The sequence below is a fragment of the Roseovarius pelagicus genome (assembly GCF_025639885.1).
Classification (GTDB): Bacteria; Pseudomonadota; Alphaproteobacteria; order Rhodobacterales; family Rhodobacteraceae; genus Roseovarius; species Roseovarius pelagicus.
The window spans coordinates 2548127-2572030 of the sequence record NZ_CP106738.1 but is presented as its reverse complement, the minus strand read 5'-3'; the positions used below and the strand labels follow the sequence as shown (position 1 = coordinate 2572030).

26 protein-coding genes and 1 pseudogene are annotated in these 23904 nt (G+C 59.7%); 11 read left to right on the top strand and 16 right to left on the bottom strand.

Annotated elements, in window-relative coordinates:
- Nucleotides 1–159: 159 nt before the first annotated feature.
- The 4 genes and pseudogenes from N7U68_RS13770 to N7U68_RS13755 all read right to left on the bottom strand — a co-directional run bounded on the left by N7U68_RS13770 (nt 160) and on the right by N7U68_RS13755 (nt 5806).
- Nucleotides 160–954, bottom strand: a complete 795-nt coding sequence (locus tag N7U68_RS13770; protein WP_263047171.1) for a carnitinyl-CoA dehydratase — start codon at nt 952–954, stop codon at nt 160–162.
- Nucleotides 951–2992, bottom strand: a pseudogene (locus N7U68_RS13765) (acetate--CoA ligase family protein). Before N7U68_RS13765 ends, N7U68_RS13770 begins: the two are co-directional and overlap by 4 nt.
- Nucleotides 2993–3236: 244 nt before the next feature.
- Nucleotides 3237–4397 carry an acyl-CoA dehydrogenase family protein gene (locus N7U68_RS13760; protein WP_263047170.1) on the bottom strand — a complete coding sequence of 387 codons (1161 nt, stop codon included), beginning with the start codon at nt 4395–4397 and terminating at the stop codon, nt 3237–3239.
- Nucleotides 4394–5806: a carnitine 3-dehydrogenase gene (locus N7U68_RS13755; protein WP_263047169.1), complete on the bottom strand. Its 1413-nt coding sequence runs from the start codon at nt 5804–5806 to the stop codon at nt 4394–4396. The genes N7U68_RS13760 and N7U68_RS13755 overlap by 4 nt, the downstream gene beginning before the upstream one ends.
- 79 nt (nt 5807–5885) lie before the next feature.
- Between N7U68_RS13755 and N7U68_RS13750 the strand changes: the two genes are divergently transcribed.
- Nucleotides 5886–6359, top strand: a complete 474-nt coding sequence (locus tag N7U68_RS13750; RefSeq protein ID WP_263047168.1) for a DUF1203 domain-containing protein — start codon at nt 5886–5888, stop codon at nt 6357–6359.
- Here N7U68_RS13750 and N7U68_RS13745 read toward each other — a convergent pair.
- The 3 genes from N7U68_RS13745 to bcoG are packed head-to-tail and all read right to left on the bottom strand — an operon-like array spanning nt 6354 to nt 8391.
- Nucleotides 6354–7121, bottom strand: a complete 768-nt coding sequence (locus N7U68_RS13745; RefSeq protein ID WP_263047167.1) for an SDR family oxidoreductase — start codon at nt 7119–7121, stop codon at nt 6354–6356. The genes N7U68_RS13750 and N7U68_RS13745 overlap by 6 nt on opposite strands.
- A complete protein-coding gene (locus N7U68_RS13740; protein ID WP_263047166.1) occupies nt 7118–7480 on the bottom strand; it encodes a hypothetical protein in 363 nt (120 codons plus the stop codon). Before N7U68_RS13740 ends, N7U68_RS13745 begins: the two co-directional genes overlap by 4 nt.
- Entirely contained in the window at nt 7477–8391 is a 915-nt protein-coding gene (gene bcoG / locus N7U68_RS13735; RefSeq protein WP_263047165.1) for a 3-dehydrocarnitine:acetyl-CoA trimethylamine transferase BcoG, read from the bottom strand. The genes N7U68_RS13740 and bcoG overlap by 4 nt, the downstream gene beginning before the upstream one ends.
- A gap of 80 nt (nt 8392–8471) precedes the next feature.
- Here bcoG and N7U68_RS13730 point away from each other — a divergent pair, with 80 nt between their 5' ends.
- On the top strand, nt 8472–9425 hold the full coding sequence (locus N7U68_RS13730; protein ID WP_165194647.1) for a GlxA family transcriptional regulator: 954 nt from the start codon (nt 8472–8474) through the stop codon (nt 9423–9425).
- A 25-nt stretch (nt 9426–9450) separates the two neighbouring features.
- Here the strand turns inward: N7U68_RS13730 and N7U68_RS13725 are convergent, their stop codons facing one another.
- Nucleotides 9451–9921: a hypothetical protein gene (locus N7U68_RS13725; RefSeq protein ID WP_165194649.1), complete on the bottom strand. Its 471-nt coding sequence runs from the start codon at nt 9919–9921 to the stop codon at nt 9451–9453.
- A gap of 288 nt (nt 9922–10209) precedes the next feature.
- Between N7U68_RS13725 and N7U68_RS13720 the strand changes: the two genes are divergently transcribed.
- Nucleotides 10210–10791, top strand: a complete 582-nt coding sequence (locus N7U68_RS13720; RefSeq protein ID WP_263047164.1) for a thymidine kinase — start codon at nt 10210–10212, stop codon at nt 10789–10791.
- A 10-nt stretch (nt 10792–10801) separates the two neighbouring features.
- Here the strand turns inward: N7U68_RS13720 and N7U68_RS13715 are convergent, their stop codons facing one another.
- The 7 genes from N7U68_RS13715 to N7U68_RS13685 all read right to left on the bottom strand — a co-directional run bounded on the left by N7U68_RS13715 (nt 10802) and on the right by N7U68_RS13685 (nt 15761).
- Nucleotides 10802–11923, bottom strand: a complete 1122-nt coding sequence (locus tag N7U68_RS13715; RefSeq protein ID WP_165194652.1) for a beta-ketoacyl-ACP synthase III — start codon at nt 11921–11923, stop codon at nt 10802–10804.
- 89 nt (nt 11924–12012) lie between these two features.
- Nucleotides 12013–12966 (bottom strand): 2-hydroxyacid dehydrogenase, encoded by a 954-nt coding sequence (locus N7U68_RS13710; RefSeq protein ID WP_263047163.1) that lies wholly within the window; start codon nt 12964–12966, stop codon nt 12013–12015.
- Complete coding sequence (locus N7U68_RS13705; RefSeq protein WP_165194655.1) at nt 12963–13304, bottom strand: tRNA-binding protein; 342 nt, start codon at nt 13302–13304, stop codon at nt 12963–12965. Before N7U68_RS13705 ends, N7U68_RS13710 begins: the two co-directional genes overlap by 4 nt.
- The gene (gene proC, locus N7U68_RS13700) at nt 13294–14112 is read right to left on the bottom strand and encodes a pyrroline-5-carboxylate reductase (protein ID WP_263047162.1); all 819 of its coding nucleotides are present in this window, start codon (nt 14110–14112) and stop codon (nt 13294–13296) included. Before proC ends, N7U68_RS13705 begins: the two co-directional genes overlap by 11 nt.
- Nucleotides 14113–14321: 209 nt before the next feature.
- A complete protein-coding gene (locus N7U68_RS13695) occupies nt 14322–14822 on the bottom strand; it encodes a type III secretion system chaperone family protein (RefSeq protein ID WP_165194658.1) in 501 nt (166 codons plus the stop codon).
- Nucleotides 14823–15025: 203 nt separating this feature from the next.
- On the bottom strand, nt 15026–15256 hold the full coding sequence (locus N7U68_RS13690; protein ID WP_263047161.1) for a hypothetical protein: 231 nt from the start codon (nt 15254–15256) through the stop codon (nt 15026–15028).
- A 256-nt stretch (nt 15257–15512) separates the two neighbouring features.
- A complete protein-coding gene (locus tag N7U68_RS13685; RefSeq protein ID WP_263047160.1) occupies nt 15513–15761 on the bottom strand; it encodes an accessory factor UbiK family protein in 249 nt (82 codons plus the stop codon).
- A gap of 100 nt (nt 15762–15861) precedes the next feature.
- On the opposite strand from N7U68_RS13685, the gene lgt reads away from it, so the two are divergent.
- From lgt to N7U68_RS13660, 5 genes are all read left to right on the top strand, one after another.
- Complete coding sequence (gene lgt / locus N7U68_RS13680; protein ID WP_263047159.1) at nt 15862–16758, top strand: prolipoprotein diacylglyceryl transferase; 897 nt, start codon at nt 15862–15864, stop codon at nt 16756–16758.
- On the top strand, nt 16755–17819 hold the full coding sequence (locus N7U68_RS13675; protein WP_263047158.1) for a class I SAM-dependent methyltransferase: 1065 nt from the start codon (nt 16755–16757) through the stop codon (nt 17817–17819). The genes lgt and N7U68_RS13675 overlap by 4 nt, the downstream gene beginning before the upstream one ends.
- Nucleotides 17816–18571, top strand: a complete 756-nt coding sequence (gene pgeF / locus N7U68_RS13670) for a peptidoglycan editing factor PgeF (protein ID WP_263047157.1) — start codon at nt 17816–17818, stop codon at nt 18569–18571. Before N7U68_RS13675 ends, pgeF begins: the two co-directional genes overlap by 4 nt.
- A gap of 353 nt (nt 18572–18924) precedes the next feature.
- Nucleotides 18925–19071: a hypothetical protein gene (locus N7U68_RS13665; RefSeq protein ID WP_263047156.1), complete on the top strand. Its 147-nt coding sequence runs from the start codon at nt 18925–18927 to the stop codon at nt 19069–19071.
- A gap of 345 nt (nt 19072–19416) precedes the next feature.
- Nucleotides 19417–20196 carry a Hint domain-containing protein gene (locus tag N7U68_RS13660; protein ID WP_165194671.1) on the top strand — a complete coding sequence of 260 codons (780 nt, stop codon included), beginning with the start codon at nt 19417–19419 and terminating at the stop codon, nt 20194–20196.
- A 23-nt stretch (nt 20197–20219) separates the two neighbouring features.
- On the opposite strand, the gene N7U68_RS13655 is transcribed toward N7U68_RS13660, so the two are convergent.
- The gene (locus tag N7U68_RS13655) at nt 20220–20720 is read right to left on the bottom strand and encodes an Lrp/AsnC family transcriptional regulator (protein WP_165194673.1); all 501 of its coding nucleotides are present in this window, start codon (nt 20718–20720) and stop codon (nt 20220–20222) included.
- A 219-nt stretch (nt 20721–20939) separates the two neighbouring features.
- Here N7U68_RS13655 and trxB point away from each other — a divergent pair, with 219 nt between their 5' ends.
- From trxB to N7U68_RS13640, 3 genes are all read left to right on the top strand, one after another.
- Nucleotides 20940–21944 (top strand): thioredoxin-disulfide reductase, encoded by a 1005-nt coding sequence (gene trxB / locus N7U68_RS13650; RefSeq protein WP_165194675.1) that lies wholly within the window; start codon nt 20940–20942, stop codon nt 21942–21944.
- 32 nt (nt 21945–21976) lie between these two features.
- Nucleotides 21977–22786 carry an MBL fold metallo-hydrolase gene (locus N7U68_RS13645; RefSeq protein WP_263047155.1) on the top strand — a complete coding sequence of 270 codons (810 nt, stop codon included), beginning with the start codon at nt 21977–21979 and terminating at the stop codon, nt 22784–22786.
- Nucleotides 22787–23105: 319 nt separating this feature from the next.
- Nucleotides 23106–23897, top strand: coding sequence for a hypothetical protein (locus tag N7U68_RS13640; RefSeq protein WP_263047154.1), 792 nt, complete (start codon nt 23106–23108; stop codon nt 23895–23897).
- Nucleotides 23898–23904 lie beyond the last annotated feature (7 nt).

Genomic DNA, 23904 nt, shown 5'->3' with positions numbered 1-23904 from the left:
GTCTGGATCGAAAGACTGAACGCCGTATTAGGGAGACAGTTGGTCGAAAAAGAAAAACGTTTGCAGGGCGCATATGGACGCCCAGTAACGACATTGCAAGCGCTCGCTTCGCAATTGCAGTATCACCGCGCCAATTCTAGCGCGCTGATCTACTCTGCCTCAGCGCCCTTTCCAGACCGGATCACGCTTTTCCGCGAACGCCTTGGCACCTTCCATCTGATCCTCTGACGAATAAAGCACGTCAACCGTGGGATACTGCCGCCGGGCAATCTTGTTCATCGCACTCTGAAAATCGCGCCCCTCGGCATCTCGCACAACTTCCTTGATCGCGGCATAAACCAGCGGAGGACCACTGGCCAGATGATCGGCCAGCGCGCGGACCTCTTCCATCAGCTTGTCCGCGGCATGTATCTGGTTGATCATCCCCCAGCGCGCCGCCTCCGTCGCATCGATCCAGCGACCGGTCAGCAGCATCTCCATCGCGATATGATAGGGGATACGCTTGGGCAGCTTCACACTCGCCGCATCCGCCACCGTACCAGACCGGATCTCGGGCAATGCGAACTGCGCATGCTCGGCCGCAAGGATAATATCCGCGCCCAGCGCCAATTCCAGCCCGCCACCACAGCAGATACCGTTCACGGCAGCAATGATCGGCTTGTTCAGATCGCGCAGCTCCTGAATACCACCAAAGCCACCAACACCGTAATCACCATCTACCGCATCACCATCTGCCGCCGCCTTTAGATCCCATCCGGGGCAAAAGAATTTATCCCCCGCGCCAGTGATGATCGCTACGCGCAGATCGTCATCGTCACGAAAATCGCGGAACACTTCCCCCATGATCCGGCTGGTGGCCAGATCAATCGCGTTGGCCTTGGGCCGGTCCAGCGTCACCTCCAGCACATGCCCGCGCCGCTCGGTCCTGACCGGTCCTTTGCTGTTGTCCGTCATGTTATCTCTCCTGTCCTGATGAGCGCATCCGCCGCCACCGCACCATGAGGTGTGCAGATCAGCGGATTGACCTCGACCTCTTCCAACGCACCGCCATTTGCCAGCGTATAGTTTTGTACCGCCATAATCGCCGCAATGATCGCGTCACGATCCGCAGCCGGTTTACCGCGATACCCCCGCAGCAGAGGCGCGATACGTAGCCCATCCAGTGCCGCGCCGATCTCTGCCTCGGTGGCTGGAACCAGTAGCGAAGCCGAATCGCGCAAAATCTCGGTCAGAATACCGCCGGCCGCCATGGTCAAAACATAGCCGTGCGCCGGATCGCGCACCACCCCGACCAACAACTCGGCCACGCCACCATCAATCATTTCCTCGACCAGATAGGACGACGCCTTCATCCTGACAGCCGCCTCGATCACTTCTGCCTTGGTCTGCAATCCGATCGCCACCGCGCCCGCTTCGGTCTTGTGCGCGATGCCTTCACCCTTCAGGACCATCGGCAGACCGATCTCGCGTACAGCGCGGCTCAGTTCTATCTTGCCATCCGCCCGTACATTGCGCGGCACCCGCAGCCCATGCGCCGCCAACGCCGCCTTACTCTCGGCCTCGGTAAGAACGCGCGTGTCGCCGATGCGACCCGGATGCAACAACGGTACGGGATCAGCCATCACACCAGCTGCGACATGCGCTGCCTCGAAAGCGCATAGCATCTCATCAATCCCCGCCATCGGAATGAGGCCCGCCGCCGCGATCTCTGCCGCCTTCGCCTCAGGCATATTCTCAGGCAGACTGGCAACAATGGCCAACGGTACGCCTGTCGCTTCATGCGCGGCCTTACCAGCGGCAATCGTACAGGCCCAACTGGCATCGCTGCACCGATCTGTACGCGGATAATCGACAACAAGACATCCCAGCGCCAGATCCCCCTGCAGCGCGGCAGTAAACGTTTGCGCCATAGCCGGCGCATCGTTCCAGATGAACGTGTGGTAATCCAGCGGGTTCGCCAACGCCACCATCGGCCCCAGTGCCGCGCGCAATCCAGTGCGCTGCTGGTCATTCAGCGGCGGAAAGCAGACATTCCGACCGACGGCAGCATCGGCAACAAGGCTCGCCTCCCCCCGGAACAAGAGATAGAGATCATGCGGTTCGAGGCTGATGGACCAGCAAAATGCATCAGCTTCAGCGTTTCAAGCAGAACCGGCAGGCTCTGAACCTGCGCGATCCCCAATCGCCGCAACAGCGCAACAGCCCCCGTATCGCTGCCCGCCAGTGACGCCGTATGCGACACCGTGGCGGCGCGCGCCTGCTCTGATTTGCCGGCCTTTAGCGCGACAATGGGCTTTCCCAAGGCGCGGGCCTTGACCGCCAAAGCCTCGAACGCGCGCAGATCGCCGATTCCCTCAATGTGCAGTCCCAGCGCCGTCACGCGCGGGTCGTCCAGCAACGCCTGCCCCAGATCGGCCAGCCCGATCTGCGCCTGATTGCCTGCCGTTGCCAGATACGCCACCGGCAAGCCACGTCTCTGCATGCTAAGATTGATCGCGATATTCGAACTCTGGGTAATCAACGCAACACCGCGATCCACACGCCCGCCGCCATGCTGATCCGGCCACAGAAGCGCACCGTCAAGATAATTGATAAAACCGTAACAGTTCGGCCCGATGATCGGCATCGCACCTGCTGCATCTAACAACTGATCCTGCAACGCGGTGCCATCACCGGTCTCGGCCTGCGCTTCGCGAAAACCACTGGCAAAGCACACAGCCCCGCCCGCCCCCATCGCACTGAGCGCGCGCACCACGTCAATGGTCGCGGTCCGGTTCACCCCGATAAACGTGGCATCCGGCGCACCAGGCAAATCAGTCAGAGATGCAAAAGCCGTTACACCGCCCACTTCTGCGCGCATCGGATGTACCGGCCAAACCGGGCCATCAAACCCCATGCGTTGGCATTGCTCAATCACCGACGCACACCAAACACCGCCCCCGACAACTGCGATGGATTTCGGTCGGATCAGACGGGCAAGGTCACGCGTCATACTGGCACATCCACCAAAAGAGTTTTCATGCCTTCGGCGAGGATACTTGGAGCAAGAAGAAGACGCGGTTTCTTAACCTTCTTTGCCGAGAGTGGAGGGACGGTACAGGCGGGGACGCCGATGACCGTGCAAGGAGAAGAGTTACGATCTCTTCGCGAGGGGGATGCCATGGTGCCTCCCCCTTTTCTTCTTGCGTCAAATATCCTCGCCGAAGGCAAGAAGACTCTTAAGCCCGTCATATCGGTCACGCGCCCAACGGACGCAGCATTTCGCGGCTGATAATATGGCGCTGAATCTCGGAGGTACCGTCCCAGATGCGTTCCACCCTTGCGTCGCGCCAGAACCGTTCGATGGGAAAATCATCCATCAGGCCCATCCCACCATAGATCTGGAGTGTCGCATCGGTGACCCGTGCCAGCATTTCGGTGGCGTAGAGTTTTGCACTCGCTATTTCTCGGTTGGCTGGCAAGCCCTGATCCAGCCTCCATGCCGACGCAAGAGTGAGGAAATCTGCGGCGTCGATCTCTGTGATCATATCCGCCAGTTGAAATCCAACGCCCTGAAACTTGCCAATGGCCTGACCGAATTGCTGACGTTCCGCCGCATAGGCCAGCCCCATGTCAAAGCAGCGGCGCGCCCGACCTACCGACATGGTGGCAACGGTGATCCGCGTGGCGTAGAGCCATTCGTTCATCACTGCGAACCCGCCATCGACCTCGCCCAGCACCTGAGCATCGGGCAGACGGCAATCATCAAATTCCAGCACCATGTTCTTGTACCCACGGTGGCTGACCGATTTGTACCCGTCACGGATGGTGAATCCCGGCGTGCCACGATCCACGAGAAACGTTGTGATCCGCTTTTTCGGGCCCTTTGGTGTGTCATCTTCGCCGGTGGCAACAAAGACGATGATGAAATCGGCGTGATCTGCGCCCGAGATAAAATGTTTGGTCCCGTTTAGCACCCAGTCCCCGCCATCGCGCCGGGCGGAGCACTTCATGCCGCGCACGTCCGATCCCGCCCCCGGTTCGGTCATCGCCAACGCATCCATCCGCTCGCCCCGCACGGCGGGCAGCAGATAGCGTTCGCGTTGCTCACCCTCGCAAGCCATCAGAATGTTTTGCGGACGGCCAAAGAAATGGTTAAGCGCCATCGACCCACGTCCCAGTTCGCGCTCGACCAGTGCAAACTCAAGGTGGCTAAGACCAGCGCCACCCACTTCCTCGGGAAAGTTGCAGGCGTAGAAACCCAGTTCAATCGTCTTTTGCTTGATCCGCTCGGCCACGTCCGCGGGTACTTCGCCTGTGCGCTCGACGTCTGCCTCGTGAGGATAAATCTCGTTCTCGACAAAGCTGCGGACCGTCGAGACGATCATTTCTTGCTCTTCCGTCAACCCAAAGTTCATTGGCTCAATCCTTCATGTGCTGCGGCAAGGGCGGCGACGCGTGCGGCCACCTCTGGCCCCGGTTCACAGGTGCGGCGGGTCTCGAGGCTGACATGCAGCATAAACTGGTCGCATGTCGCCAATACTTCGCCATCGCTGGCACGCACCATTTCGTGCAGGCAGCGCAGTTTCTTGCGCACGCCCTCGGTGACGATCGTGCGGACCTGTACGCGCTCTCCGGCGTGTGTTTCCTTCAGGTATTTTATCGTCGTCTCCACGGTGAAGTAGCTCAACCCCGACGCGACATAGTCATCATCTGCGCCGACCGCTGCCATGATCGTTTCCGCCGCGTCCGAGAATATCTGACCATATCGGCCCTCATTCATATGCCCGTTCATATCGGTCCAATCCACGGGCACAACTCGGCTCTGGGTGATCATTGGTGCAGCCGCTACCGGTTCAGGACGCAGCTGACGCTCGTGCGCGCGCGCAACAGCGCCCGCCCCCCATTCGCCCTGCTTGAGCGATCGGATAATACCGATGAGATTGTTATCGCGGATCCGCTCCAGATCACGCGGCACCAAATCTCTGGCCTGCCTGTCGCACTGATCGCCAACCTTGTTCACGAAGTCATCCGTCAGGTCGGGCACATCCATCAGCTTGGTCCACGGCCATTTCAGACACGGGCCAAACATCGCTAGCATGGAACGCATGCCGCCCTCACCTCCGGCCAGATGAAAAGTCTGCATCGTCCCCATCTGCGCCCAGCGCAGACCGGGGCCATAGGCGATGGCCGCGTCGATCTCTTCTGCCGTGGCCACGTCGTCATGCAACAGCCACAGCGCCTCCCGCCACAGCGCCTCTTGCAGGCGGTCGCTGAGAAAGCCCTCGATCTCGACCCGGCAATGCAGTGGGTACATACCGATGCCTGCATAGATCTCTTTGGCCCGTTCAATCATCGTCGCGTCGGTCTGCGCACCGGCGACCAGTTCGACCAGCGGCAAGAGGTAAACGGGGTTGAACGGATGCGCCACGATCAAACGAGCGGGGTGGACCATCTGTGACTGCAGCTCGGTCGGCATGATGCCCGAGGTGGACGATGCGATGATCCCCTCGGTATTGACTGCCTCGATCTGTGCATAGACCTTGTGCTTGATCTCGGTGCGCTCTGGCACGGCCTCGACGATCAGTGCGGCCCCTTCTGCGGCGGCCTCCAACGTTTCACAAAACGTCACGGTGCCCTCGGCTGGCATCGCAACATCGACCAGCATCGGCAGCGCGCGGCGGGCATTGTCCATCACGGCCCCGATCTTGCGTTCAGCTTCCGGGTCCGGGTCGAAAATACGAACGTTCCACCCGTTAAGTGCGAACCGTGCGGCCCAGCCGCCGCCGATGACGCCGCCGCCGATGATGGATGCTGTGTTGGTCATGTCGTTCCCCATTGCGCATGTTTCGGGTCGCCCCCGACGAGGCAGATTGGCAGTTTCGTTTCCAAAAGGGAGAACCGAAATGCGGATTGAATTTCACGGATTGCCCAGCGATCAGGTGCATGACGCCAAAACCCAAGGGTGCGATGCTTACGGCCTGCCGCCTGAGGTGCATACGGCGCAGGGCAGCGCCTATCCCTGTCGTCATTGTCTGCGCGAAACACCAGAAGGAGAGGATTACCTGATCCTCGCTTGGCGCCCATTCGAGGGGGTGAACCCCTATACCGAAACGGGTCCAATATTCCTGTGCGCAGAGGATTGCGCTGCAGCTGCGCCATCGGATGCCGTCCCGCCCATCCTGCGATCCGCGCAGTACATGGTACGCGGCTACACGGCGGATGAGCGCATCCTCTACGGCACCGGCCAGATTGTTGCGACAGGTCGGATCGCAGAGTATGCCCGACAGCTACTGACCGATCCACGCGTGGCATTTGCGGATGTGCGCAGTGCGTCGAACAATTGCTACCAATGCCGAATAACGCGTGCCGGGTCATGACGTTACCAGCGCATCGGTGTGCCCGTCCACGGCAATGATCTGCCCCGACACTTTGCTTGCTGCCGGCGAAGCGAGAAACAAGGCCATATCGGCCAGGTCATCGACATTGACCCATGTGCGCATTGAGACGCCAGTGACATAACTGGCGCGCACGGTATCTTCGCTGCGCCCGCCTGCCGCCGCTTCCATCGCCACCACGCGGTCCATCCTGTCGCCCTCGACTGCACCGGGACAGATCGCATTGACCCGTACGCCCGCCGGGCCCAGTTCCGACGCGAGCGTTTTGGTCAGGCCATTCAGCGCCCATTTGGCCGACGCATAGGGCGACCGCAGCGGATAACCAAACAGGCCCGCAGTGGAGGACGTGATGATGATCGACCCCGCACCCTGCGCACGCATCAGCCGCGCGGCCCAGCGACAGGTCAGGAACGCGCCGTGCAGATTGACCCCGATGCAGGCCTGCCATGCGGCATAGTCCAGATCCTCAATCCGGCCCGCAGGCCCGCCGGTGCCAGCATTTGCGCAAACCACATCGACACCGCCCCAGACAGCCTCGATCCGGCCCAGAAACGCGGTCATTTGCGTCTCGTCGGTAACATCGGCCACTTCGGCGATAACATCCGGCAGCGCTTTGGCCATGTCGGCCACAGCCGCCGCGTCTGAGTCACAGATCGCCACACGGTCGCCCTGCGCCGCAAAACGTCGGGCAAGGCCAAGACCGATACCTGACGCACCTGCGGTTATCACCACGCGGCTGGTCATTCCGGGCACCGATAATATTCGCCCATACTTGCGCGTTTCCACTCGCCTGCGGCGTACCAGATCCAGAGATGATCCTGATCCAGCATCAGAAAAAGATTGTCCTCGTAGCTGTCACCATGTGACTCGCAATCCAGCTTTAGCCGGGTCACGTTCAGGCCAACATCTTCGGTCTCGATTATGTCACAAACGCTTTCGTCAGTTGGCCTTCCCTTGCGGGTACTCGTCAGGCGAATCCGACGATGGTCGTCCGCTGGTGACGCGCACAGTGCCGGATCGACCACCCAATCGCCCTCCCACGGCGCAGCCAACGCGCTACCCGGCAGCAAAAACGCTATGCAAATTGTCGCGCGCGCAATCATGCTCGTGGCATCCGTTTGGTCAGGTTCAGTCTCGAACGCACCTCTTCCGGGCCGATTACCCGCGCGCCCATACGCTCGATAATCTCGACGGCGCGTTCGACCAGCTGATAGTTCTCGGCCAGCACACCCTTGTCGAGCATCAGGTTGTCCTCCAGCCCCACGCGGACGTTGCCACCCGCCAGGACCGAGGCGGCCACATAGGCCATCTGATCGCGGCCAAGGCTGAACGCGGACCAGTTCCAACTGTCCGGCACGTTGTTCACCATCGCCATGAAAGTGTTCAGATCATTCGGCGCGCCCCACGGCACCCCCATACACAGCTGCACCAGCACGTCGGGTGCCAGCACGCCATCCGCGACCAGTTGCTTGGCGTACCACAGATGGCCGGTATCAAACGCCTCGATCTCGGGTTTCACGCCCAGTTCGGTCATCATCCGACCCATTGCGGTCAGCATGCCGGGTGTGTTGGTCATCACGTAATCGGCCTCGGCAAAGTTCATCGTGCCGCAATCCAGCGTGCAGATCTCTGGCAGGCATTCAGCCACATGCGCCACGCGTTCGGTCGCACCGGCCATGTCCGTGCCTGCCGCGTTCAGAGGTAGCGGGTTTTCCGGATCGCCAAAGATCATGTCGCCACCCATTCCTGCGGTCAGGTTCAGCACGACGTCGGTATCAGATGCCCGAATGAGGTCGGTCACTTCGCGAAACATCCCGATGTCGCGGCTCGGCGCGCCGGTTTCTGGATCGCGCACATGGCAATGCACCACTGCCGCCCCCGCCTTGGCCGCAGCAATCGCGCTGTCGGCGATCTGTTGCGGACTGCGCGGCACATGCGGGCTGCGATCCTGCGTCCCCCCGGATCCGGTAACGGCACAGGTGATGAAAACCTCACGGTTCATGGTCAGGGGCATCGGGTATTCCTCCGGCTGTTGCTGGCCCTCAGGCTAGCGCGCTGGACGGGGCACTGAATATGCCGTAATGGGCAATTATGATGCAGAAATGGACAAAAGCACTGGATGCTCCGATTACCATCGGCTTCCTGATTTTTGATCAGTTTTCCAACCTCTGCCTCAGTAACTGTCTGGAACCGCTGCGCGCGGCCAACGCCGTGGCACGCGGGCAATTTTTCGAATGGCGTATTCTCACACTGACAGGGGCAGCGGCCCAATCATCGAGCGGAATTCAGGTATTGCCGCACGGTGCGCTCGGCGATCTGGAACGGTGTGACTATCTCTTTGTCCACGCCAGCTATGGCCATGACAGTCACGACACCGCCCCCACCCGGCGGGCACTGCGCCGGGCTGCGCAGCAGGCGGGCACCATCGTAGGTCTTGATGCCGGGCCATGGCTGATGGCGTCGGCCGGGTTGCTGGACGGCCGCCATGCCACGCTTCACTGGGACATGCTGGACGCCTTCGCAGAGCGGTTTCTAGAGGTCGAGGTGGAACGCACACGCGCCGTGCGTGACGGACCGGTAATCACCTGCGCCGGGGCAATGTCGGCGCTCGACCTGACACTTGATCTGATTTCGCAACATGCCGGCATGGCCACTCGTCTGGATGTCGAGGACCAGTTCATGCATGGCAATGAACGAACCGTCCCACGCGATATGCCCGGCGGTGACACCCTCGTACGCCGCGCCGTCGGGCTGATGCGCGACCATGTGGAACGACCGTTGGGCCTGACACAACTGGCCCGGCACCTGACCTGCCAGCCCCGGACGCTTGATCGGCGATTTCGCCGTGCATTAGGCGCCCCACCGGGTACCGTCTATCGTCACCTCAGATTGTCAGAGGCGCGCAAGCTGCTGGATGGAACGCATCTGGGCATTGCCGAGATTGCCGTTCGTTGCGGATACGAATCGCCCGCCGCAATGGGGCGTGCAATGAAGGCGCGCTATGGGCGCTCGCCCACGGCCCTCAGGAAGTATAGCCACCCGACCTGAGGCCGGAAGCCGCAAGTCCCGCCGCCTAAGAGGACAGGTCACCCGTTTCTTCTTCTAGGTGCAGTTTCATGTCGATCAGAACCTTTTGCAGCTGCGTGGTTTCACGCAACAGGCGCTTGGCCTCGTTCACGGTAATCACGCCGTCCTGAATCGACTGCTGGTATTCCCCCATCAGCATCGCGAACCGCTGGCTAAGCGCGATCACATCACTGTTCACACCGCCTTTTTCCTTGGTATTGCGGCGATTTTCATCAAAGCTGAGGCTGATACCCTTCAACTCTGCCAACGCAGCGGTGACATGCGGGTAGGATGCCGCCTCTTCCAGCGCGGCAACCGCATCAACTGGCATGAAACGGTCCGCATGCTCGGCGTGGTCAGAATAATAGCGGCCCAGCGTTGCCTTGGATTTCCCAGTCAACTGGCACGCGGGCTCAATCCCCACATCCTTCACCAGCGCCTCGGTATGTTTTTTCAGGTAACTGCCCATCGCCGCCATTCAAATGACCCCCAAGTATCCAAAGTCCCTCAGCTCGGGGAACCCTCAAAGTCTTTTCCCATTAAACAATTCTCGCACGCATGTCATTTCTAAATCATTCCTTGAAATCAGGGAATGACTTGAACCCGACTGCCCACCAGCGTCGTGCGTTCAGGCGGGGCGCGTCCCCCCCGAGGCTTGTCCCGCCCCGTGTCGCATCCATCTGGCGGCGTGCCGCCAGCGTACGCGCCCCGCCCAAAAGTCACACACATGATTGAAATACCGCGATGCATCTGCAAAACCGGATCAATGGCCAAGCTCTATTTTCATTACTCCACGATGAACGCCGGTAAATCGACGTTGCTGCTGCAAGCGGCGTACAACTATCAAGAACGCGGTATGAAAACCTGCCTGATGACCGCGCTGGCCGACGGGCGCGCGGGCTCAGGACAGATTGCCTCACGGATCGGCATTGGTCAGCCAGCCGAAACCTTCGCACCCAAAGAGGATCTCTTTACCAAGCTGAAGCGCACCATGGATGCTGATCCAGTCGCCTGCATTTTCGTCGATGAGGCACAATTTCTTAGCGCGGAACAGGTATGGCAACTGGCACGCGTTGTCGATGATCTCGGCGTGCCGGTCATGTGTTACGGCCTGCGCGTGGATTTTCAGGGCGCACTCTTTCCCGGCTCGGCCGCGCTACTGGCCCTCGCTGACGAGATGCGCGAGGTGCGCACCATCTGCCATTGCGGCAAGAAGGCGACAATGGTGATCAGGCAGGACGCAAATGGGAATGTCGTGACCGACGGCGCGCAGGTGCAGATCGGAGGAAATGAGACCTATGTCAGTCTATGCCGTCGCCATTGGCGCGCGGCGATGGCCGCAGCGTAAGAAAATCGGCTCAACTCACCCGTTCGACGACAACCGAGCCGACCGAATAACCCGCACCAAACGAACAGATCAGCCCCAGATCACCCGGCGCCAGATCGTCGGAATACTTGGAAAACGCAATGATCGACCCGGCGGATGAGGTGTTCGCATAGTCTTGCAGGATGTTGGGTTGTTCATCTGGCTTTGGCACCCGGCCCAGCACCTTGCGGCCGATGAAATCATTCATCGACTTGTTCGCCTGATGCAGCCAAAGCCGCTTGAGCATGTCCGCCTCGATCCCTTCATCCTCAAGATGCGACAGGATATGCTGTGAGACCAGCGGCAGCACTTCTTTGAAGACTTTGCGCCCCTCCTGCATGAACAGCATGTCGCGCCGGTCCTGCATCTGTTCACGGGTACGGCGCAGAAAGCCGTTATTGTTGCGGATATTGTTGGAAAACTGCGTGGCACATCGCGTGCTGCGAATGCGAAAATGCGCACCCTTTGCTGCATCTTCCGGTTCCAGCACTGCGGCGGTGCACACGTCACCAAAGATAAAATGGCAATCCCGGTCACGCCATTCCAGATGACCTGAGCAAATCTCGGGATTCACCACCAGCGCACAACGAACTGACCCAGCCCGGATCATGTCAGCCGCCGCCTGCATCCCAAAGGTGGCAGACGAGCAGGCAACGTTCATGTCAAAAGCAAACCCCCCCGCGCCCAGAAGCTGCTGAATCTCGACGGCGATCGCCGGATACGGCCGCTCGTGGTTGGAGGCCGCGCAAATAACCAGATCGACCTCGTCCGCCGTGCGGCCTGCCTGTGCCAGCGCATCGCGGCAAGCGCTCAGCGCCATTTCGGCCATGATCGACGGCTCATCATCGCTGCGCGCACGCAAATGCGGGTGCATGACCGCAGGATCAAGCACGCCGCTCTTGTCCATCACATACCGTTGTTCGATCCCGGATGCGCCGACGATGAACTCAGAACTTGAATGATCTTTCGCCGCCAGATCACCCGCCGCAATCGCCTGCGCATTCTCTGCATTGTAGGAATCGGCATAGGCGTTGAACGCGACAACCAACTCGTCATTGGTGATCGTTTCTTTGGGCGTAAAAACACCGGTGCCGGTGATTGCGGGGGATTTCATAAACAATGCTCCGAAATGCGTCTGCACGGATCATAGAGCGATTTATACGAAATCTGAATTGCGAAATCGTAATGACCTAACGGCGCGATTCAATTCACAGCGTTAGGAGGTGTATCTCCGTCAAAGAATGCCCGCAGATTGTCGACCGCCATCATGCCCATCGCCTCTCGCACTTCCAGCGCATTGGTACCCAGATGCGGCAGCAGAACCACATTTTCATGCGACAGCAGGGCATCCGGCACACGCGGCTCATGCTCGTAAACATCCAGCCCCGCCCCCGCGATACGTCCCTTGCCCAAGGCCGAGATCAGCGCACTTTCCTTTACCACATCCCCGCGCGAGATGTTGATGAAATAGGCATGTTTGCGCATCGCGCGAAAGACTTCTGTGCCGATCAGATGATGGGTGTCCGCGCCCCCCGGAACAGCGGCCACAACGAAATCGGCAGCCTTGGCCAGCGCCTTCATGTCGTCCATTCGGCGCGCGTCAAAATCCAGCGTCTTTTCCGACCTGTTTACATAGATAACACCCATGCCAAAACCAAAATGACAGCGCCGCGCAATCGCCTGACCGATCCGCCCCATGCCAATGATCCCGACTGTTTTGCCGCTCATGTGCAGGCCCAGCATCTGCGTTGGATGCCAGCCATCCCACTTGCCCGCACGCACCATCCGCTCGCCCTCGCCAGCGCGCCGCGCACTCATCAACATCAGGGTCAGCGCAATATCGGCCGTGGCATCCGTCACGGCACCCGGCGTGTTGGTCACGGTGATGCCGCAGGCGCGCGCCGCGTCCACGTCGATATGGTTGTAGCCCACACCAAAATTGGCCAGCAACTTGCAGCGATGGCCGCCCTCCTCGAATATCCCCGCATCGAACCGATCACCCAAGGTTGGCAGCACCCCGTCATAGAGCGCAAGTGCCGCGCGCATTTCAGCCGGTTTCATCGGCAGCGTGCTTTGCCGCACTTCGACGTCAAACGACGCTTCCGCGGCCGCGATCACGGGCGCAGGCAAGGGGCGTGTAAAAAATATCCGGCTCAATGCATGCGCCCTCCATCCGGCACGTCCTGATCCGGACGCAGCAGGACGATCTCGCCATCCGCGTCAGGCAGGCCCAGCACCAGTACTTCGGACATGAATGGCCCGATCTGGCGTGGCGGGAAATTGACCACCCCCATCACCTGACGACCCAACAGGCTTTCGGGCGTGTAATGCGCGGTGACCTGTGCGGATGTCTTGCGCTCGCCGATGTCGCCGCCAAAGTCGATCCACATCTTGATCGCCGGTTTGCGCGCTTCGGGAAACGGCTCGGCGCGTGTTACCCGGCCCACGCGAATGTCGACCTTGAGGAAGTCATCAAAAGAAATCTCATCCGTCATTGCGCAACTCCCGCGACCGGTCTGCCGCAGCAGCAACAGTTTTTTCCATCAACGGCGGCAGGCCACTCTGCGCGTCCATCAGTACCTCGAGCCCGGCCTGCGTCGTGCCGTTCGGGCTGGTCACGTTGACGCGCAACTGTGCAGGTGTCTCATCCGCCGCCTCGGCCAGCGCACCCGCCCCCGCCACTGTCGCCTGCGCCAACTGCATCGCCATTGCGGCGGGCAATCCCTGCGCCTCGCCAGCTCGCGCCAGACATTCGATCATGTGAAACACATAAGCCGGGCCAGAGCCCGAAACGCCCGTCACCGCATCCATCTGATCCTCATTTTCCAGCCGCACCACCTGCCCGACGGCACGCAGCAGCGCCTCTGCCAGATCCATCTGTCCGGCGCCCGCATTCGCGTTTCCGACAATCGCTGTGATGCCACGGCCCACGGCGGCGGGTGTATTCGGCATGGCACGGATGATCGGGCTGTCAGCCCCAAACGCCGCCTCGAACGCCGCAATCGGCGTCCCAGCCGCCACAGAGACAAAAAGCGTGTCGCCCCCGCCCATCGCCGCTATGGCGGGCAGCGCATCCCCCATCATCTGTGGCTTGACCGCAATGAGAACGATCCCCGGTGCCGTCGGCAAATCCGCGTTGATCTGTACCCCGGTGCCGCGCAACCAGTCCGAAGGATGCGGATCAATCACCCAGACCGATGCCGGTGGCAGCCCATCAGACAACCAGCCCTGCAACATCGCCGATCCCATCTTGCCACAACCCAGCAGCACAAGACCCTTTTCGGCCACAAAATTCATGTCCATTCCGCGCCTCTCGTAATGCGTGTCTGTTCCTTGCCAGTGTTACGCCGCGCGATTCCGCTGGGCAACGTTAGATCGCCCAGACGGCAAAGTTTCGCACGAACCACACAGCGCATCACGCATTTACTGGCGAACACCATCTCGGGGGGCTTCCCCTCAATCATGGCTTACAGAGTGCCGCAGGCACTCATTCCGGTCACGCTTCCGGTCGCTCAGGCGCGCCCGTATGTCTTGGCAATTGCCACCTGCATGGCGTCGCGCGGATTGCGATCCCCCCAGACAACCAGCTGAAAGGCCGGATAATACCGCTCGGCACTCATCACGGCGGCGGTGATCAGCGTATCGATCTGTTCCGGGCTTGCCTCTTGTCCGCCCGCCATCACCAATCCGTAGCGATACACCATCAGCTTTTGCTCCAGCCAATATGTAAACGCCCCAGCCCAACACTGATCATTCACCTCATTGAGCATGTGATAAAGGCCGGGCAGCTTGTCCTCCGGCGGCTCCATCTCAAAGGTGCAGATCAGGCGCAGCGTCTCATCATAGGCCGACCACGCCAGCGTGATCGAATAGGTCCGCCACTGGCCTTCAACAGCCATGGCGATCTGATCGTCTCCGATCCGGTCAAAGTCCCATTCGTTGTGCTCTGCCAGATGTTCGACGATATCGATGGGATGAAGGTCTTCCTGTAGGTACTGCTCGGACAATGCCACGGTGCCACCTCGTTGGTTTTTTGCTTTGCGGTCGGGGTGGATTGCGCCTCAACCGCTAGGTGCCTGCTCTATGGGCGGGGGCTATTCCCCACGCCCTTACCAGATATGGTGAGGCACCCGATTCATCCTGTAAAGCAATTTGTTGTGGATAACCGCAATAAGTTGTGGACGCATGATCAAAGCCATCAATATGCAGCACACGTTCAGGCGCTCAGGTCGTCCAGTATTGCTTGGGCAAGCATCCGGTCGAAAACCCCCGCTTCATCGAGCCTATGCAAGCGCTGGATCAGATCGTCGATGATCCGGGTGTAGGTAATGATAGCTGCGTCTCGGCGCAGTTGTTCAGGGGCTTCCTTGATGATCGTCCTTAACGCGCGGGCCTTGGCCAAGGCACTCTTGACCTTGCGCAACTCTGTCTCCAGATCATCCGGCACGAGACCGGTCCGCCTGGGCAGGTTGCCCGTCTGCGCCGCACCAATGCCATGTTTTTCCGATCATGTTACAACCTTGACAAGATCACGAACAAAAACGCCCGCGCATAAGGTGTAAATTACTGAAATTGCGCCGCGTTTTTCCAAGCCTGCGAGCAGGCAAGGAACAAGTCAAATCAAACTTACGGAAGATTTTAGCAGATCATCCACGCGGGTCCCCCCAACGCGGCTCGAACGGATCAGACCGTTCAGAACACAGTTACGGGGTCGTCTTGCCTTCCAGCGCATCCAGCCGCGCCTTAAGCACTTCGTTCTCCTCACGGGCTTTCTGCGCCATAGCACGCACCGCGTCGAACTCTTCGCGGGTGACGAAATCGCGATCAGCCAGCCAGCGATCCACCACCGAGGACATCGCGGTTTCGGCCTCTTGCTTGGCACCCTGCGCCACGCCCATTGCGTTGGTCATCAGTTGCGAAATATCATCGAGCACTTTGTTGCGGGTCTGCATCGTGTTTTTCTCCGGCTTTGCGTCTGTCCCCTATATGGGGCGCAGAGCCGCGCGCCACAAGGTTGACTTCACCCGCACAGAATGGGCAAGACGGGGCGAAATGCTGGCTATGATCCCCTTCCCCGATCTCTCTCCCGAGATCTTCTCTATTTCTGTCTTTGGGATGGAATTCGCGCTGCGTTGGTACGCGCTGGCCTACATCACCGGGCTGGTCGCTGGCTGGCGTATCATTGTGGACACCACGCGGCGCGCACATCTGTGGCCGGACGATACCCCCGCGCTTGATGAGAAGCAGGTCGATGATCTGCTGTTCTGGGTCATACTCGGCGTCATACTGGGGGGGCGGATCGGGTTCGTCCTGTTTTACCAACCGCTCTATTACCTTCAGAATCCGGCCGAAATCCTAATGGTCTGGCAGGGCGGCATGTCCTTCCACGGCGGGCTTCTGGGTGTTGTTGCGGTCAATTTCCTCTTTGCCGCCCGGCACGGTATCCGCCCATTGTCCATCGCAGATGTGATGTGCATGGTTGCCCCTATCGGCATATTCCTTGGCAGGCTCGCGAATTTCGTCAACGCAGAGCTTTGGGGGCGGCCGACCGACCTGCCATGGGGCGTGGCATTTCCCGGCGCGGCAGCACAGAACTGCGCCGACGTCCTGACACTCTGCGCGCGCCATCCCTCGCAACTCTACGAGGCCCTTCTGGAAGGGCTGCTGCTGGGCGTGATCCTGCTGTGGCTCGTCTACCGTCGCGGCGCGCTGAAAACGCCGGGGGTAGTGGCGGGCGTTTTCTTTATCGGCTACGGATTGGGCCGTTTCATTGTCGAATTTGCGCGTCAGGCAGATGCACAATTCATCAGCGCAGATAACCCGATGGGTTATGTTCTACAGATCGGCGGCGCAGGCCTCAGCATGGGGCAACTCTTGTCGCTGCCGATGGTCATCGTGGGCGCGGGCCTGATCGTACTGGCGCGACGAAACAAGAGCGCCGCCCCATGACACCGCTCTACCGGCACCTGATCGCACAGATAGCCGAGACCGGACCGATACCACTGGCAGACTACATGCAAACCTGCCTGATGCACCCCGATCACGGGTATTACGCCACGCGCGACCCGCTGGGGGCCGCGGGCGATTTCATCACCGCACCTGAAATCAGCCAGATGTTCGGTGAATTGCTTGGTCTGTCGATCGCCCAGACATGGCTGGATCAGGGCGCGCCATCTGCATTTGCCCTGACAGAGCTGGGACCGGGGCGCGGAACATTGATGGCCGACATGTTGCGCGCTGCGGCAAAAGTGCCAGGGTTTACGGCCGCGGCACAGGTGCATCTGGTCGAGGCATCCCCGACCCTGCGCGCCGTTCAGCACGAAACCCTGCAAGGCACATCCGTGGACTGGCACGATCGGCTGGAGGATGTACCCGATCTGCCGATATTTTTGGTCGCGAACGAGTTTTTCGATGCCCTCCCAATCCGGCAAATGCAGCGAGACGGGTCAGGATGGCGCGAATGCTGTGTCGGCCAGCAGAACGGCACGCTCACTTTCGGGCTGGGCGCGTGCCTGCCTGTGCCTGCGCTGGAACATCGACTGGCAGACACCAATGATGGCGATATTGTCGAGCTTTGCCCACTTGGCACAAGCATTGCCAATCAGATCGGCCACCGCATCGCGACCCATGGCGGCGCAGCGCTGATCGTGGATTATGGCGATTGGCACACGCTCGGCGATACCTTTCAGGCACTCAGCGGCCATGCCCCGACTGATCCGCTGGCAGCACCGGGCAATGCCGATCTGACCGCACATGTGGATTTCGAGGCGCTGGCACAATCAGCCGCCCCTGCGGCGCATAGCCGCCTCATCCCGCAAGGTGTGTTTCTGGAACGACTCGGGATCACACCGCGCGCACAGACGTTGGCCAACGGCATGCGCGGTGCGGCGCTGGAGGCCCATATCGCCGCACATAGGCGCTTGACCCACCCAGAGGAAATGGGGACGCTCTTTAAGGTGATGGCCCTTTATCCCAAAGATGCCACCCCTCCACCCGGATGCACACAATGACACTGGAGATTTTGACCGCCGATAGCCTGACACCGCTGCGCCACGGCTTCTTCACCCGCAAGGGTGGCGCGTCATCAGGCATCTTTCGCGGGCTGAACTGCGGTATTGGATCTTCTGACCAGTCCGAAATCGTTTCCATCAACCGGGCCCGCGTCGCCGCTGCGATGGAAGTACCCGACGATCACCTTCTCACTGTGCATCAGGTTCACTCTGCGAGCGTGGCCATCGTCGACGGACCGCTCACCGAACGCCCCCGTGCCGACGCAATGGCCACGCGCACACCGGGAGTGGCGCTTGGTATTCTGACTGCGGATTGCCAACCGGTCCTGTTTGCCGACCCGACTGCCGGCGTCATCGGTGCGGCGCATGCAGGATGGCGTGGCGCGCTGGACGGTGTGCTGGAGGCGACGCTTGATGCAATGGAAGGTCTTGGCGCAGATCGCGGCAACGTGTCTGCCGTTATCGGCCCCGCAATCAGTCAAGCCGCCTACGAGGTAGGCCCCGAGTTTCTGGATACCTTTCTGGCTGAGGACACGGACTATTCCCGTTTCTTTGCTGGCGGATCAGGCGACCGGATGCATTTCGACCTCACAGGGTTCGGCCTGCATCGGTTGCGTACCGCAGGCGTCGGCCATGCGGAATGGACGCGCCATTGTACCTATGGCGATTCCGAGCGGTTCTATTCCTTCCGCCGCGCAACACATCTGGGCGAGGTCGATTACGGGCGTCTGATTGCTGCAATCAGGCTCTGATTGCGGCTTCCGTTTCCGACGCCGCGTTGATCCGCATGGGTGTTTGGGCGCCGCGCGGGATCGGCGCTATGTCAAAAAATGTCCGATTTAGGCAAAACAGCGGCGATACCATCCCGCATTTGCCCCAATTCACCTCATACGTGCATTACGTGACTCAGATACCGCGTCAATCTATGGATTATAATTGATACATTTCAACGCCTTACATTTTTATCAGATGATAAGGGCGAAAAATTTGGATCGCTTTTCGAAATAAAGACGAACCGCCAAACCTTGGCCTCAAAGCCTTGTCATATTGATCCTCAGACAAACAGCAGACCTGCACGGCGGGCAATCTTGAGGAGACAAGGCAGATGAAGATGAAACAAAAACGCTGGATGAAATCCGTTCTCGCCACCAGCCGGACAGAATTGCCCCAGATGCCGTTCCGCCGCGGGAACCGCCAGAATGTTGCGATCCGCATGTGCGATGACGCGCCCAATCAACTGCGCAGGGCCTGAGTGTCGCAATGTCAAAAAAGAGTTTTTTACGAGTGCATCGGGTTGAACTTCATGTGGGGTCGCCCCTTGTTTTGGGCGGCCTCACTTTCCTATCCCGCGTTTGCTGGCACGCCCCGGCAGGAACGCCCGCGAATCGCAATGTGGCAATCCCGTCCACGAAGCAGCAACAATGATTGCAACGAACACAGGATTGACCCCATTCATGCAAGCAATGTTGGCAATTAATTGACGATCCGCGCGATTAACACCTATTTTGTCTGCAATGACATGCAGGCGACACTTGTCCATCTGTCGTTGTCGGTGGGGGCCGACGCGGTTGTGACAACCTCAAAAGGGTAACACAACATGGTCTACACCCCCTCTGCGCTGAATCTGGTCAGCGCCATGCGAGCCGAAGCAGGCTTCGCCGAAGAATATACCTCCCTGCGCGGGATGCGTGCTGAGCGTGCGCAGCCAATGATCGGATATGACGTGCAGTACCTGTGCGGCGACGGTCAAATCGGGTCCGCGCGACATCGTGCCCCGGCGACCGCACCCTTCCTTGATGCGTTTTCCGCCTTTGCACGCGGGACCCTGATCGCAACCACCCAAGGCCCTGTTGCGGTCGAGGACCTCAGCCCCGGAATGAAGCTGATAACCAACGAACGTGGCCCATCGCCGCTCTTGTGGGTCGGTGCGATGACGTTGCGCCCTGACGCGTGTGCCTTCGGTGAGTCCGGTCCGCGCCTGTTCCGGATCATGGCCGAAGCGTTAGGGATGGCGCGTCCGATGACCGATCTTATGACCGGACCCGGCGCACGCATTCTACAACGCACCCCCGGCCGGCGGGATCAGAGCCTGCGCCCCGTGCGTGACATGCTGGATGGTATGCAGGTTATCGAATTGCGCCCGCCCAGCGCAGTTCAGATGTACCATCTGCTGCTCCCGCGTCACGCGACGATTACTGCCGCCGGACTCTCGGTCGAGACGTTCCACCCCGGACCCGGCTTTGACCAGTCAATGACATATGATGATCTGGCGCAGTTTATCGGGCTTTTCCCGCATATCCGTAAGCCCGTGGATTTCGGCAGCCTTGCCCATCCGCGCGCGCCGCTGCGATCACAAAACGGACTAAATGTCGCCTGAGCCGGACGCCTGAGGCCCTGTAGTCAAGCCTCTTTGGTCAGCCGTTCCTCCAGCACATCGAACGGCACCCCCGGCTCATCCTTGGCACCGCGAATAACCAGCGAAGTTTTGACGCTGGCCACGTTTTCGGCAGCAGTCAGTTCTTCGGTCAGGAACCGTTGAAAGCTGCTTAGGTCCGGCGCCACGCATTTGAGGATGAAATCCACTTCGCCATTCAGCATGTGACACTCGCGCACCAGCGGCCACGACCGGCAGCGCGCCTCAAACGCGCTTAGGTCCGCTTCGGCTTGGCTCTGCAACCCGACGGAGGCAAACACCTGCACTTCAAACCCCAGTTCGCGCGCATCCACTTCGGCATGATAGCCACGAATATATCCGCTTTCCTCCAGCGTCCGCACACGCCGCAGGCATGGCGGCGCCGAGATGCCGACACGGCGGGCCAGTTCCACATTCGTCATCCGGCCATCGGCCTGCAATTCGGCCAGAATTTTGCGGTCGATCGGGTCAAGCCGGGTTGTCGCCATGTCGCACCTATTTTTAGAAATTCGCGTTTACGCTATTGCCGTTTCTTACATCAGGGTCAGGGGCCGCGCAACAATGTTTCGCGCCCGCGCAACATCGTTTCGCAACCTTCCGCTGCATGACGCACACACAGGACCGCATTGCAGGGGTTTCACCCCGGCGCACGCGCGTCTATATCAGGCCAATACGCTCACACAACGACTGATCGAGAGGCACGCCCAATGGCCGATACCCGCAAGACCAAAGTTCTGATCATCGGCTCCGGCCCGGCGGGCTACACGGCGGGTGTTTATGCCAGCCGTGCGATGCTGAATCCGATCCTCGTTCAGGGGATCGAACCCGGCGGCCAGTTAACCACCACCACCGAAGTTGAAAACTGGCCGGGTGACACCGAGGTACAAGGCCCCGACCTGATGGTGCGCATGGAGGCCCACGCCAAAGCCATGGGCTGTGAGATCATCGGCGATATCATCAGCAGCATTGATTTCGATGCACGCCCCTTCGTCTGCCAATCCGACAGCGGTACGGTCTACGAAGCCGATGCAATCATCCTTGCCACAGGTGCACGCGCCAAATGGCTGGGTCTGCCCAGCGAAGAGAAGTTCAAGGGCTTCGGCGTCAGCGCCTGCGCCACTTGCGACGGATTTTTCTATCGCGGCCAGGAAATCGTCGTTGTCGGCGGCGGCAACACTGCGGTCGAAGAGGCATTATTCTTGACCAACTTCGCCTCCAAGGTCACGCTGATCCACCGCCGTGATGAATTGCGCGCCGAGATGATCTTGCAGGACCGGCTGATGAAGAATCCCAAGATCGAGCCGCTCTGGTTCCATCAACTGGAGGAAGTCGTTGGCACAGAAAACCCGCTGGGCGTCGAGGGTGTCCGCGTGAAACACGTAGAAACAGGCGAGATCACAGAAATCCCGTGCAAGGGTGTCTTTATCGCCATCGGTCACGCCCCCGCCAACGAACTAGTCAAGGACGTGCTGGACACACATATGGGCGGCTACGTCGTAACCAATCCTGACAGCACCGAAACCTCGATTCCGGGGATTTTCGCGGCCGGTGATCTGACCGACTGGAAATATCGTCAGGCGGTAACCTCTGCCGGGATGGGCTGCATGGCCGCCCTCGAAGCCGAACGTTGGCTGGCCGAACAGGATGATGCACCACGCGATGAAGTCAGCGCGCCACTGGGATATGGTGCCGAGGTACCAGCAGGCGAGTAACTGAACCGCCCAAAATGGTGGAGGAACTGTCGATGTCACCCAACGATTGGTATACGGTCCAACAGGTCGCGTCCGGTGTGCATGCCATTGGCGAGCCGCATTACCACCAGCAAAACTGGAGCTACCTGATCTGCGGCGGCGAACGCGCCCTGCTGTTTGATACCGGCTCTTACTATGGCGAAATCGCGCCCATCGTTGCAGGCCTCACCGATCTGCCTTTGACCGTGATTCCATCGCACATGCACTACGATCATCTGGGCAACGTTCTGGCCTTTGACACCGTCGTGCTGCCCGATCTGCCCATCCTGCGGGACTGCGCCACAGATGGGATCATGACCCCGACCGAGACCCTGTTTCTTGGCAAGAGCGAGGACCGCGTGCCGCCCAGCTTTGCAGTTGCTGGCTGGTTGCCAATTGGCAGCACGATTCAGTTGGGCGATACTGCACTTACCCTGCTGCACACACCCGGCCATTCGCCTGACAGTGTATCACTCTGGTGGCCTGAGGCGGATCTGCTCTTTGCGGCGGATTTCCTCTATCATGGTCCGCTCTATGCACAGGTGCCCGGCGCACGGCTCACCGACTACGCCGAAACGGCGCGAACCCTGCGCGACACCATTCGGGACACGACCCGTATTCTCGGCGCGCATGGCAATGCCCCCAGCCCCGGCGCAGCCACTGCACCGGAACTGGACCGCAGCGGTCTGGATGCCCTGCTGACATGCCTGAAGACACTGCGCGCAGCCCCCCCGGAGCTATCCGGGAAGGCAACCAAAGAGCTGACCGTATCGCCGCTCAACACACTTATTATCAATTCCGAGGCCCTGAGAGGCTTTCACTAAGGCTGCACTTGGCCGCTGATTCGGGCAGCGAACCTTCAGACCTCACGCATATTGCGTAAATGATACCATAAGTCTCATTTTGTAATATTTCCCCGCACATCTTCGCTTTTTGGCTGCCGATAAGTGTCGATTCCGTAACGGAAGTAACTTCTCACTGCATAGTAAGAAGCGATTTCTTGCGCAAACGGCACCGTATGGAGTAGCTCTTGTTCTCGCGAACTATGTCTCAAGACATAGATGGCGCATGTTGTCAGAATTACGGGTGGGTGAATTTTAGCGCAACGGTATGGGCGCAATGACTGCAAAATTGGAGGGACATATGCCCAGCTTGAAAAAGACGCTGATCAATGCGCTCGCTGGTACTGCGATGATGGCATCATTCGCCATGGCCGACACGCAGGCAAAACCAAATTCCGCCGCGATCACACCAGCCGAACCACTTAGTTTCAGCACGCAATCCTCGGGGGTTTCCTCATTTGTGCGCGGACCCAGTTGGATGTTGCTGGGCTTGACCTTTCCTTCGGGCGACAGCGGCTGGGACGTTCTGGGCAGCGGCGGCACTCCAGAAGGTATCCTGCACTATAATCAATTCTCTGGCGGGCGTCTCGAATTTGGCTGGGAAATCGCTGCGGCACAGGCCGCCGCTTCGTCCAGTTTCTTTGGGGGGCTGACACCCTATTTCGTGCTCGGCATCATGGCCCAGCAGAACAAGGTCAACTATCTGGTGCCAACCGGCGGAGGGTTCTCCCCGACCGGAAGAGGCGCCCGTACAAAACTGCACGGTGTCTATGGCGGCCTGAACGTTCTGGTCCTCGGCGACCCCATCGGGCAATCTTCGGCTCTGTCGTCCTCTGCCGCCAGCAGCCTCGGCTTTAACGGATTCGGCTGGATGCTGTTCGCCAACGCCGGTTACGGTCAGGCCAAGGTCGATGTGCCCAACTTCAATTTCTACCGCAGGGCAGACGGCGCCTTCTTTGACGTCGGGACACGGTTCATGTTCGACTTTGGGTTGATACAGGGTGGACCCGGCATTTCGTGGCTATACTTTGACAACGGGCCGATCAAGATCGATCAGATGCTGTATTCGCTCGATTTCCTGATCCCGTTCTAGTTCCGGA